Below are 12369 nucleotides of genomic sequence, written 5' to 3'. Positions count from 1 at the left end.
ATGCGGCAAACTGCATGCCCATATTGCAAACCGCAGGCCCATGCGGCAAACTGCTGGCCCATATTGCAAATCACGGATCCATGCGGCAAACTGCAGGCACATTTTGCAAATCGCCAGCCCATACGGCAACCCAAAAAGCTGCAGGCATGCGGATTCTCCGCTTGCCTGCAGCTTGCTTGTCCATATGGGGTTCCCGTTTACGCGCGGGAGACGTATTCCCCTTCTGCCGTGTTGATGATCAGGCGGTCGCCCGAGTTGATGAAGAATGGCACCTGGACGACCAGGCCGGTTTCCATCGTCGCCGGCTTGGAACCGCCGCTTGCCGTATCGCCCTTGATGCCCGGCTCAGTGTCTGTGACTTCAAGTTCGACTGTTGCCGGAAGGTCGACGCCGAGCGTCTCGCCCTGGTACTGGATCACATGGACTTCCATGTTCTCCTTCAGGAACTTGAGTTCATACTCGATCTGGCTTTCGCCGAGTTCGATCTGCTCATAGTTGTCTGTGTCCATGAACACGTGCTGGTCACCGTTGGCATACAGATACTGCATGCGGCGGTTGTCAATCTGTGCGCGCTCCACTTTTTCCCCGCCGCGGAATGTCTTCTCCGTGGTGTTTCCGTTGCGCAGGTTGCGGAGTTTGGAACGGACGAAAGCCGCACCTTTGCCAGGCTTTACGTGCTGGAAATCCAGGACGCGATAAATGTCGCCGTCCACTTCAATGGTGAGGCCGGTTTTAAAATCGTTTACAGAAATCATGTGAAATCCTCCGTTTTTCAATTGTTATAGGATGATAAGCTGCTTTGGCGAGGACGTCAGCAGTTCGCAGCCGTCTTCTGTGATGAGCACGTCGTCTTCAATACGGACGCCACCCAGGCCGGGAACGTATATGCCCGGCTCGACCGTAACAACCATACCCGGTTCCAGAGCCGTGTCGGAACGGAAGGAAAGCCCCGGCCCCTCATGCACTTCAAGGCCGATGCCATGTCCCGTTGAATGTCCGAAGGCTTCGCCGTAACCACGTTCCTTGATATAGTCCCGTGCGACGGCATCCGCCTCTTTCCCTGTCATACCCGGTTTAAGCGCGGAACATGCGCGCATCTGGGCTTCCAGGACGGTATGGTAGATCTTTTTGAGTTCTTCCGCTGGCTCGCCGACTGCCACTGTCCGTGTGATGTCGGATACATAGCCGTCATACAGAGCGCCGAAATCCAAGGTGACCATATCGCCGTTTTCGATTGTTTTGCCGGTCGCGACACCGTGGGGCAGCGCCGAACGCTTGCCGGAAGCCACAATCGTATCAAATGAGGATTCTGATGCACCGAGCCTGCGCATGCAGAACTCCAGTTCATTGGACACTTCCAGTTCGGTTACACCCGGCTTGATGAACGTAAGGATATGACTGAATGCCTCATCGGCAATCGCAGTGGCTTTCCGGATTGTCCGGATTTCCTCGTCCGTTTTGATCATCCTGAGCTTCTCGATGACATCGGAAACGGGAACCCACTCCGCATCCGTCGCTTTCAGGTACCGGTCGTAATCGGCGTAAGGCAGCGTATCCTGTTCAAAGCCGATTTTTTGGATGCCCAACGCTTTGACCTGATCGGCGACCGCATCCTTCATCAGTCCGTCCTGCTTCACGATCCGGAAACCGGACACCTGTTCCGCGGCCTGTTCCGTGTATCGGAAGTCTGTGATGAAAACAGCATCATCTCGTGAAATAACAGCAGTGCCCGCAGTGCCCGTGAAGCCGGTCATATAGCGCCGGCTGTGCGGATTCGTGACCAAAAACCCATCGATTCCAAGCCTGTCGAATGAAGCCCGGAATGCGTTTAATTTGTCCATGATCATTCCCCTTTTCCCATCCGAAGGAGGGCGAGCATCGCCAAGTCGTATCCATAGGTCCCCATGCCGGCAATCTGGCCGGTGCAAACCGGGGCAAGATACGAATGGTGCCTGAAGGCTTCCCGTTTATGTATATTCGAGATATGCACTTCGATTGTCGGCAGCCCGGCGTCGGCAATCGCGTCGCGCAGCGCGACCGATGTATGGGTATAGGCTGCGGGATTGAAAATGATGCCGTCTGTTCCGTCCCCGGCGGCCTCCTGGATCCTGTCGACAAGTGCACCTTCATGATTGGACTGATAGAATTCCAGATCCGCCCCGTTTCCGCCCGCCAATTGCCGGAGCCTGTTTTCCACTTCGGAAAGTGTCTCGCTGCCATAAATACCGGGTTCCCTTTTTCCGAGCCGGTTCAGGTTCGGGCCATTCAGACAGAGGATTTTCATCGCCAGCCCTCCTTTCAGCAGATTCTTCCCCATTTTATCATACGCAAGCAGGCGGACAACGTTTTTCACGTGTCCGCCTGCTGTTTTTTACTGAATACCGCCGTTTCCATCACGAAGCGCGTGGCGATCAGGATCAATGCGGCAAACGGCACTGATAGGGCTTTCCGGAAATCCCCGAAGTTCTCGGGCCTCGCAATCATCCACTCGATCAGTCCCGCAATCAGGAGGCCTGCTGCGGCAGCCGTGATGGAAATCTTCCACTTCCATGACAATGCGAATAGATAATAGGAAACAAGCGAAATCACATAGATGGCAACAAACAAAAGCAACCACTTGATTTCCCATGGACGATCCGCAAAAATCCCATACCGCTCAGCCCAACCGGTCGGATTCCACTTGATGAACTTGAAATAATGAAGGAACTTCAGGCCTGCCGCGAGCATCAGCGACACGGCCCCCGCCGTCCAGAACGGCAGCTGTTTGAACATCGGACCACCTCCCGGATCTTTATTCCATGATGGGAACGGGAACCGGCGTTTATTCAAGGAGTCCGGATTTCTCCGTGAAACAAAGGGAAAAGCGGGCACCCGCTTTGGGGCCCGCTTGTTGGATTAAAAGATGGGAAAAATGATTACAGTCCGCATTTCAGCTGTGCTCCGCAGTTGGTGCAGGAGTTGCAGCCGCCGATCTCTTCCACTGTCCCTTTCCGGCAGACCGGGCACGTATCACCGATTTCCGATCCGATCGTAACATTGGTCGAACGGAGGGCCTGAATCGTGTCCACGAGGACGACCGGTCGCTTTTCTTCGACCTCTTCCTCGATTTCCGCTTCCGGGTCGTTCTCCTCCGCCTTCAGCGTCAGTACCTGGGAGTCGCGGGAACCGTCGACATAAACCGTACCGCCCTTCGCACCCCCGCGGTACAGGCGCTCGTATACCGATTCGACCTGCTCGACGGTATAGCCTTTCGGTGCATTGACGGTCTTGGAGATGGAGCTGTCGATCCAGCGCTGGATCACACACTGAACGTCAGCATGCTCTTCCGGTGTCAGGTCCATCGATGTGGCGAACCAGTCAGGCAGCTGATTCTGGTCTGCACCCGGGTTGGCCTTCAGATATTCTTCCACAATCTCCGCTTTTACCTCGATGAATTTTCCGAGACGGCCGCTGCGGTAATAAGTGAAGGAGAAGTATGGTTCCAGTCCTGTGCTGACCCCGACCATAGTTCCCGTTGATCCTGTCGGCGCAACGGTCAGCAGGTGGGAGTTGCGGATTCCGTGCTCCAGGACGCCTTGGCGGATATCCTCCGGCATGCGCTTCATGTAGCCGGTGTTGATAAACCGCTCCCGCAGCTCTTGCGTTTCCTCTTCCGTTTCCCCGACCAGGAACGGGAAGCTGCCTTTTTCTTTGGCAAGTTCGATCGATTCCCGGTAGGCGGTCGTCGCAATCGCTTCGAAGACCTCATCGACCAGCTGGTTGCCTTCTTCTGATCCGTAGCGCTTGCCGCAATAAATCAGAAGATCCGCTAGACCCATGACACCGAGCCCGACTCGCCGTTCGCCAAGTGCCTGGTGTTCATTTTCAGGAAGGAAGTAAGGGGTCGCATCGATGACATTGTCCTGCATCCGGACGCCTGTCCGCACGGTTTCACGGAGTTTGCCGTAGTCGACCTTCCGCGTTTCCTTATCGGCCATCTCGGCCAGGTTGACTGCCGCCAGGTTGCAGACGGAGTATGGCGCGAGCGGCTGCTCACCGCACGGGTTGGTTGCCACCACTTGCTGGCCGTAGGCTTTCGCATTCGTCATGTCGTTGGCATTGTCGATAAAGAAGATGCCTGGCTCCGCAGAGTACGTGGCGCAGATATTGATAAGGTTCCAAAGCTCTCGTGCCTTCATGGAACGGTAAGTGCGGATGGCGAATCCGCGCTTTTCCCATTCACGGACATCTCCGACCTGATGCCATTCCTCGTTGTACACGTCCATTTCCTCAGGCGAATACTGTTCCACGTATGGGAAGCGGAGACGGTGTTCCCCGTCTTCCTCGACCGCCTTCATGAAATCGGATGTGAGCGTAACCGAAATGTTCGCACCTGTCAGGAACTCGGGGTTGTGGACCGAGTAAGTGCCGCCGTCGCGCAACTTATGCTCGGCATCCCGGATGATCGCTTCGTTGAAGCCGCCAAGCCCCGGGATATTCTTGTAGTTGACGATGCCCTGGTACATCGCTTCTTCCTGCTGGGTGAACGGCTTGAATTTCAGCTTTTCTTTCGCGAGTTTCCGGATATGCTCATCGTTCGTGTTCTCGACCAGATAACGGAGAATACGCGGATTCTGCATTTTCGAGATGATGAACTCGACGATGTCCGGATGCCAGTCCGCGAGCATGATCATCTGTGCGCCTCGGCGGGAACCGCCCTGCTCCACCAGATGGGTCAGCTTTGCGATGTCATCCAGCCAGGAAACCGAGCCGGACGATTTGCCGTTGACGCCGCGCGCAAGAGTGTTCCGCGGGCGCAGCGTGGAACCGTTCGTCCCGACGCCCCCGCCACGGCTCATGATTTCCATGACCTGCTTGCGGTGGTCCGAGATGCCTTCCCGGGAATCGGCGACAAACGGCATGACGTAGCAGTTAAAGTATGTGACATCCGTATCGGCGCCGGCTCCGTAGAGGACTCGGCCGGCGGGGATGAAATTCAGCGAGACGAGCTCTTTGTAGAACCGCTCAAACGACTCCCTGCGGGTCTTTTCATCCTTCTCGACGGAGGAAAGTCCGGTCGCGTTCCGCTTGGCGATCTGCTCGTAAAAGATTTCAAGCGGCTTTTCGATGACTTCCAGGGGACGGCTGACAATACCCTGTTCCTGTTCTGCCGGATCGTCGATCGCGGAACGGTAGTCCGGTTCGATCCAAATGTCCGCCAGCCCCTGTTCACGGTCAAGGGAGAGGATATAGCCGAGACCCCTCGCAGGGAATTTCGGATCTTCCTTCACGGTCAGGACAACAAAGTCCCCCTCGCCCAGTGTCTTTTTCTCGGTGTCTTTGAACGAGTAACGGTCGATCATGACCAGTCGGGAGACCCCTTTATGCCGGATATTCATCTCTTCCGTGACCGGATGGACTTGCGGAAAACCGGCAATGTCCCTGTTCAGTTTCGAAACGTCCAGCGTCGGTTGGTTGTTGTGTGATGCGATGACCAATACGATGACCTCCTCGAGTGTCCTCTATGATAGATACTATATCTGGTATTATGTACTTCCCAACTCTACTACATATTGAAACTCCGCATCAAGAACTGAAATTCAGCCTTGACTTTTCCGGATATGGGCCAAGGCCATGCGGCTGCTGGCTTCGACCGGATCCGACAAAAAATGGGGCAAACAAAAATGATCTGAAAGTCCCTGATTCACTTTTTTAAGTTCCATGAGTCGTTTGAATACTTCTCCTCTTCAAACCGACGCACGAGCTCTGAAACTTCCTGGTCCGGCTCGGCGTGGAACAGTTCTACACCCAGTGCTTTTTCAAACCCGTTACGGAACGCCTTCGTTACTTCGTCCATCCCCACACGGCAGCCTGACAATTCCTCGATCGAAACCGCCTTTTTCTCCAGCTTTTCCTTCATTCTGCGCCTATGGTCTTCGGTCGGGAAGTGGAAAACGGACACAAGTTTGTCAAGATCCAACGAAACCGGTATGGCTCCATGCTGCAGGATAACGCCTTTTTGCCGGGTCTGTGCGCTGCCCGCTGCTTTTCTGCCTTCGACGACCAGCTCATACCAGCTTGGCGCATCAAAGCAGACCGCGCTTTTCGGGTTTTTAAGCGAATTCCGCTCTTCCGGGGTGGACGGAACGGCAAGCTCCGCGCGGAGGCCGAGATTCCGGAAGCCTTCAAGCAGGCCTGCACTGATTACCCGGTAGGCCTCTGTCACCGTTTCCGGCATGTCAGGATGGGATTCGGAAATGATGATGCTGTAGGTCAGCTCACGGTCATGAAGCACCGCGCGGCCACCCGTGGGCCGCCTGACAAAGCCCAATCCCATGTCTTTGACTTGATCCAAGTCGACCGCTTCAGCCGCTTTCTGGAAATAGCCGATCGACAGGGTGGCGGGATTCCATTCGTAAAATCGGACAACAGGCGGAATCTTGCCTTTCGAGTGGAGTTCAAGCAGTGCGTCGTCCATCGCCATATTATAGGACCCCGTTTGCGGCCCGGAGTTGATAAACATCCATTTTTCTGTCATTCCAGACAGCCCCTTTCAAAAAAACACAATGGATTTAGTTTATCACAATCCCCCGATCCTTTTGAGCAATCGGCCGGATATTTTGTCCGGCCGTGGACGAAGCGCGCGAGTTCTTTTATAATCTTAGGGAGAGAGAAAGGGGAAAATGGCTTTGGAATCACTTTATATCATTTCCGCGATCCTTTTCGGATTGATCATCTACCTGCTCGTGACCGTACTCAGGACCCGCAAGGCGGTGACCGCCCTCAACCAGGAGGAATTTATCGCCGGCTTCCGGAAAGCCCAGCTGATCGATGTGCGCGAACAAAAAGACTTTGATGCGGGGCATATCCTCGGCGCCCGCAATATCCCGTTTACGCAATTCTCCCAGCGCTATAAGGAAATCCGTCCGGACAAACCGGTCTATCTGTATGACCAGAATGGCTCCCGGAGCGGCCGCGCGGCACTTTACCTGAAAAAACGCGGCTACGGGCAGCTCTACATGCTGACAGGCGGCTTCCGCCAGTGGACGGGCAAGGTCAAAACGAAAAAATAAAACCGGAACGCCGCCATGCAGAATTGTCTGCATGGCGGCGTTTGGTTATGCAGGATGAACATGACGGTAGATGTGTCGGTCTCGACATTCAAGGGTTCGGTTTCATCATAGGCACCCCCGGTTCCGTCATCCACCAATGAATGACGAAACCGGCGGGCCCAATGACGAAATTGCCCGCTTTAATGACGAAACAACCAGGGCGAATGACGAAACCGGTTGAAGCGGCGTGACATTCCGCGGCAACACAAAAACTGCAGACAATGGGCATTCCCTCCCTCTGTCTGCAGCCGGAAGGCCCGCAGCCATAGCGGGCCTTCTTTCATATGCGCTTGTCAGTTCACAGCAACGGGTTCCGCCTTCTCAGGACGGCTGTACTTCAATACAGGTTTCCGGGCGGCCTGAGTCTCGTCAAGACGGCTCACGACTGTCGTGTGAGGCGCTTCCTGGACGATTTCAGGATTCTCCTCCGCCTCGCGGGCGATCTGGATCATTGCGTCAATGAACGCATCCAGCGTTTCCTTGGATTCCGTTTCGGTCGGCTCGATCATCATGCCTTCCTCTACGTTAAGCGGGAAGTAGATGGTCGGCGGGTGGAAGCCAAAGTCCAGCAGTCGCTTGGCAATATCAAGCGTGCGTACTCCGAGCTGCTTCTGGCGTCGGCCGCTCAGCACGAATTCATGCTTGCAGTGGCGGTCATACGGCAGATCGAAGTGTGGCGCAAGGCGGCGCATCATGTAGTTTGCATTGAGTACCGCATATTCCGAAACAAGCTTCAGGCCATCCGCGCCCATGGAGCGGATGTACGCATACGCGCGCACGTTGATGCCGAAGTTGCCGTAGAACGGCTTGATCCGGCCGATTGCCTTCGGGCGGTCGTAGTCAAATGTGAAGACATCATCTTTCTTCACAAGGACCGGCTTCGGCAGGAATGGTACGAGTTCCTTTTTGACTCCGACGGGGCCGGAACCCGGCCCGCCGCCGCCGTGAGGCCCGGTGAACGTCTTGTGAAGGTTCAGGTGGACGGCATCGAAGCCCATATCCCCCGGGCGGACCTTGCTCATGATGGCATTCAGGTTGGCGCCGTCATAGTAGAGCTTACCGCCTACGCCATGGACGATTTCCGCCATCTCAAGGATATTTTCCTCAAACAGACCGAGCGTGTTCGGATTGGTCAGCATGAGTGCTGCCGTATCTTCCCCGGCTACGCGCTTCAGGTCCTCAATGTCTACAAGCCCGTTTTCATCAGACTTCACTGTGATGGTCTCAAGGCCGGCCACTGTCGCAGAAGCCGGATTGGTTCCGTGCGCGGAGTCCGGAATGATGACTTTGGTCCGGTTGTGATCCCCGTTCGCTTCGTGGAAGGCACGGATCATCATAAGCGCCGTCCATTCCCCGTGCGCCCCCGCTGCGGATTGGAGTGTCACTTCATCCATGCCCGTGATCTCGACCAGATGCTCCTGAAGGTCATACATCAGTTCCATTGCGCCCTGGACCGAAGACTCTTCCTGGAGCGGATGGACATTCGCGAAGCCGGACAGGCGCGCGACGGTTTCGTTAACTTTCGGATTGTACTTCATCGTGCACGAGCCGAGCGGGTAGAAGCCGGAATCTACACCGTGATTCCGTGTTGAAAGTGCCGTGTAATGGCGCATGATATCCAGTTCGGATACTTCCGGAAGCTCTGCCGCTTCCTTTCGGATAAGCCCTTCCGGAAGCAGGCCGGAAAGATCGGTCTCCGGAACATCGAGTTCCGGAAGGCTGTATCCGATCCGGCCTTCTTTGCTGATTTCAAAAATGAGCGGCTGATTCTCTTTATGCATGGATGGCCTCCATTTCCTGCACAAGTGCATCGATTTCTTCCTTCGTACGCTGTTCGGTCACCGCGATGAGCATGTGGCCTTCCAGTTCAGGATAAGTCAGCCCCAGGTGGTACCCGCCGATGATTCCGGCATCAAGCAGGCGGCCGTTCAGGTCTGCAACAGGCTCTTTGCATTTTACGACGAACTCGTTGAAGCTTGGGCCGCCGAACAGGACTTCATAGCCGGCTTCTTTGAATGCCCGGATGGCATACTGCGTTTTCGAGATGTTCTGAAGGGCCATCTCGCGGACACCCTGCTTGCCGAGCGCCGACATTGCGACGGAAGCGGCCAGCGCGTTCAGCGCCTGGTTCGAACAGATGTTGGACGTCGCCTTGTCACGGCGAATATGCTGCTCCCGCGCCTGAAGTGTCAGCACGTAGCCGCGGCGGCCTTCCTCATCGGTTGTCTCGCCGACGAGGCGGCCAGGAACTTTGCGCATCAGTTTTTTCGTGACGGCGAAATAGCCGCAGTGCGGGCCGCCGAATGCTTCAGGAATACCAAACGGCTGCGCGTCCCCGACAGTGATATCGGCGCCGAGCTTACCCGGAGGGGTCAGGACTGCAAGCGCGAGCGGGTTCGAGGAAACGATAAACAGCGACTTGTTCTCGTGTGCGATCTCCGCAGCTTCCCGGATGTTTTCAATCTGGCCGAAGAAGTTCGGATACTGGACCAAGACTCCGGCCGTATCACCGTCGATCATGCTGCTCAGTGCATCGTAATCAGTCTGGCCATCCTTCAGGGGAATTTCCTCGACTTGAATTGACTGGCCGAGTGCATAAGTCTTAACGACATCACGGTACTCCGGATGGACCGCTTCCGAAATGAGGAGTTTCTTCCGGCGCGTATGGCCTGCTGCGAGCATTCCTGCCTCGGCAAGCGATGTGCCGCCGTCATACATGGAGGAGTTGGCAATGTCCATGCCTGTCAGTTCGCAGATCATCGACTGGAATTCAAAGATCGCCTGGAGTTCCCCCTGTGAGAATTCGGGCTGGTAAGGCGTATAAGCCGTATAAAACTCGGAGCGCGAAATGACGTGATCGACGATGATCGGCTTGTAGTGGTCATAGACACCTGCCCCCAGGAAAGACGCATGGGAGTTGCTGTCGGCGTTCCGTCCCGCAAGAGCTGAAAGTTCCTTGACAAGAGTGGTCTCGGGAAGGGCCGGCTTCAGGTCGTATTGACGGTCAAAACGGACTTTCTCCGGAATGTCACTGAACAGTTCATCGATGGATTCGACGCCGATCGCGTCAAGCATTTGTTTCTTGTCCGATTCGGTCATCGGCAAATAACGGTGCTTCATCATTCTGGACCTCTTTCTGATTAGGATTTCGCCCGCTTGTAAAATGGGGTTTCAACAATTTCAGCCTTGAGGCGTTTTTTGCGTACTTCGACTTCGACTTCATCACCCAAAACAGCATGTTCGGTACCGACGAGGATATTTCCGATGTTCAGGCCAAGGGTAGGAGACTGCGTACCGGTCGTGACTTCACCGATCTTTTCTTCACCTTTGTAGACTGCATAACCCGTACGCGGAATTCCTTTGTCAATCATGCGGATGCCGGCAAGCTTCCGCGGCATGCCTTCTTCTTTTTGGCGGGCAAGGGCTTCCTTGCCGATGAACCCGGCTTCTTTGCCGAGTTTCACGGCAAATCCGAGCCCGGCCTCAAGCGGGGAAATTCCCTCATCCATTTCCTGGCCATACAGGGGAAGGCCTGCCTCGAAGCGGAGCGTATCGCGGGCGCCGAGACCCGCAGGCACGACACCATCCTTTTCGCCTTGCTTCAGGATTTCTTTCCATAGTGCCCGTGCGGCTTCCGGTGCCGTGTAAATCTCAAATCCGTCTTCACCGGTATAGCCGGTACGCGAAACAAGCGCCTGGTGGCCGGAGATGCTGACATTCTCTTTAAAGCGGAAAAACCTGATGTCCGCTAGCGGCTCATCCGTCAGCCTGGAGAGTACTTCCTCCGCTTTTGGTCCCTGCAGTGCCAAGAGGGCATAATCCGCCGATGCATCAGTGACGGTGACATCACCTTCGGCATGCTGCTTCATCCACTTCACATCTTTTTCGGTGTTGGCTGCGTTGACGACAAGAAAATATTTGTCATCGGACATTTTGTAGATCAGCAAATCATCGATGGTTCCGCCCTGTTCGTTGCACATGATGGTATATTGTGCGCGCCCAACAGTAAGCTTTGATACATCGTTGGTCATGAGTTTCTGAAGAAAATCGGTGCTATCCTTTCCTTCCACAAGAACCTCTCCCATGTGGGAAACATCAAAAAGGCCCGCACTTGTCCGTACTGCTTCGTGTTCCGACTTGATGCCGGAAAACTGGACAGGAAGGTCCCATCCGCCAAAGTCGATTGTTTTGCCCCCGTGACCGGCATACAAGTCATAGAGCGGGGTGCGCTGCAAGGTGGTTTCCGCCATTGCACTTCTCCTCCGTTTCATCCAGATGTAAAAAAGGACAGAGAGACCCGTAGAAGTCGGGTCCTCTGTCCTGTCACCTGAAAGTTTTCCTGCTCGGTTTTCCTCGTTGGTGGCCGGCTGGTCCGGCGCTCTCCAGAGATGCGTCCTGTACGAGTCTTTTTGCCTGAGAGATTCATAACACCCGTTACTTGCTCCTTCGGCGACGCGTTTGTGCGTTCTCTCCCCGTACATTCATCCGCCCGGCAGATGCCGGTTATTCAGCTGTAAGTCAAGCGAAAGTTCTGTCGCTTTGCCTATATCCTAACATTGAATTTTGAGAAAGGCAATATCTTTTCAAATTCCGGACCATAGACGAACAAAACAAAACCGGAACCCTTTATAGTTCGGATTCCGGCGGTGTTTTCAGCGCGTTTCTCTGCCTTTCAGCCGTCTGACCTGCCTGGCGGCATAATCCGTAGCCTGGCGGAGGGTGCGCCCCTTAGTGTTGATGGTAATATGCGCAGTCTTTTTGTAAACCTTTTTGCGCTCGTTGTAGAGTTTCTGAAGGTCCTCCCGCGTAGAACGCTGGACGATCGGACGGTTTTTGTCGGTTCTGATGCGTCTCCAGATTTCGAAAAATGGAGCGTTGAGGAAAAGAACAAGCCCTGTCTGCCGGAGAAGTTTCCGGTTTTCCGGACGCATCGGTGTTCCGCCGCCTGTGGAGATGATGCACCATTCGTCACGGAAGTTTCTCAAAAAGTCCGTCTCCATCTGGCGAAAGTATTCTTCGCCGTATTGCTCAAAAATCTGCGGAATTTTCATGCCCGCCTGCTTTTCGATCTCCCTGTCCATATCGTAGTACGGGAGGCGCAACGCGTAGCTCAGCCGCTTCCCGATCGCCGACTTTCCGGACCCCATGTAGCCGATCAGGTATATCTTTTTCATCTTCCCACCTACCTAAAAGCGGTTCCGCTTCGCTAAAATACGACTCGATTTTTCTAATCGTATCACGAGCGTGGGAAGATTCCAATAACGTAAAAGCCTGCATC

At 54.8% G+C, this 12369-nt stretch carries 11 protein-coding genes and 1 riboswitch; of the genes, 1 reads left to right on the top strand and 10 read right to left on the bottom strand.

Features of this window, described 5'->3' with window-relative positions; all coding sequences use genetic code 11:
- Positions 1–197: 197 nt before the first annotated feature.
- The 6 genes from efp to BLT01_RS08200 form a co-directional block, all read right to left on the bottom strand.
- A complete protein-coding gene (efp, locus tag BLT01_RS08225) occupies positions 198–755 on the bottom strand; it encodes an elongation factor P (RefSeq protein ID WP_092096910.1) in 558 nt (185 codons plus the stop codon).
- A 24-nt stretch (positions 756–779) separates the two neighbouring features.
- Positions 780–1841, bottom strand: coding sequence for a M24 family metallopeptidase (locus BLT01_RS08220; protein WP_092096907.1), 1062 nt, complete (start codon positions 1839–1841; stop codon positions 780–782).
- Between the two features lie 2 nt (positions 1842–1843).
- Positions 1844–2284: a type II 3-dehydroquinate dehydratase gene (gene aroQ / locus BLT01_RS08215; protein ID WP_092096951.1), complete on the bottom strand. Its 441-nt coding sequence runs from the start codon at positions 2282–2284 to the stop codon at positions 1844–1846.
- Between the two features lie 65 nt (positions 2285–2349).
- Positions 2350–2772 carry a hypothetical protein gene (locus tag BLT01_RS08210; protein WP_092096904.1) on the bottom strand — a complete coding sequence of 141 codons (423 nt, stop codon included), beginning with the start codon at positions 2770–2772 and terminating at the stop codon, positions 2350–2352.
- Between the two features lie 143 nt (positions 2773–2915).
- Positions 2916–5477, bottom strand: a complete 2562-nt coding sequence (locus BLT01_RS08205; RefSeq protein ID WP_092096901.1) for a vitamin B12-dependent ribonucleotide reductase — start codon at positions 5475–5477, stop codon at positions 2916–2918.
- A gap of 206 nt (positions 5478–5683) precedes the next feature.
- A complete protein-coding gene (locus BLT01_RS08200) occupies positions 5684–6517 on the bottom strand; it encodes a lipoate--protein ligase family protein (protein ID WP_092096898.1) in 834 nt (277 codons plus the stop codon).
- A 151-nt stretch (positions 6518–6668) separates the two neighbouring features.
- On the opposite strand from BLT01_RS08200, the gene BLT01_RS08195 reads away from it, so the two are divergent.
- Positions 6669–7052, top strand: a complete 384-nt coding sequence (locus BLT01_RS08195) for a rhodanese-like domain-containing protein (RefSeq protein ID WP_092096948.1) — start codon at positions 6669–6671, stop codon at positions 7050–7052.
- 332 nt (positions 7053–7384) lie between these two features.
- Here the strand turns inward: BLT01_RS08195 and gcvPB are convergent, their stop codons facing one another.
- From gcvPB to BLT01_RS08175, 4 genes are all read right to left on the bottom strand, one after another.
- Positions 7385–8872: an aminomethyl-transferring glycine dehydrogenase subunit GcvPB gene (gene gcvPB / locus BLT01_RS08190; protein WP_092096894.1), complete on the bottom strand. Its 1488-nt coding sequence runs from the start codon at positions 8870–8872 to the stop codon at positions 7385–7387.
- Entirely contained in the window at positions 8865–10211 is a 1347-nt protein-coding gene (gcvPA, locus tag BLT01_RS08185; RefSeq protein WP_092096945.1) for an aminomethyl-transferring glycine dehydrogenase subunit GcvPA, read from the bottom strand. The genes gcvPB and gcvPA overlap by 8 nt, the downstream gene beginning before the upstream one ends.
- Before the next feature lie 20 nt (positions 10212–10231).
- On the bottom strand, positions 10232–11341 hold the full coding sequence (gene gcvT / locus BLT01_RS08180) for a glycine cleavage system aminomethyltransferase GcvT (protein WP_092096891.1): 1110 nt from the start codon (positions 11339–11341) through the stop codon (positions 10232–10234).
- Between the two features lie 141 nt (positions 11342–11482).
- Positions 11483–11576: riboswitch (glycine riboswitch) on the bottom strand.
- A 167-nt stretch (positions 11577–11743) separates the two neighbouring features.
- On the bottom strand, positions 11744–12265 hold the full coding sequence (locus BLT01_RS08175; protein WP_092096888.1) for a shikimate kinase: 522 nt from the start codon (positions 12263–12265) through the stop codon (positions 11744–11746).
- Positions 12266–12369: the final 104 nt, after the last annotated feature.

Origin of the sequence: Bhargavaea beijingensis (genome assembly GCF_900101985.1) — a bacterium.
Classification (GTDB): domain Bacteria; phylum Bacillota; class Bacilli; order Bacillales_A; family Planococcaceae; genus Bhargavaea; species Bhargavaea beijingensis.
Note: the sequence above shows the minus strand (reverse complement) of the source record. Positions and strands in the feature narration are given on the sequence as shown.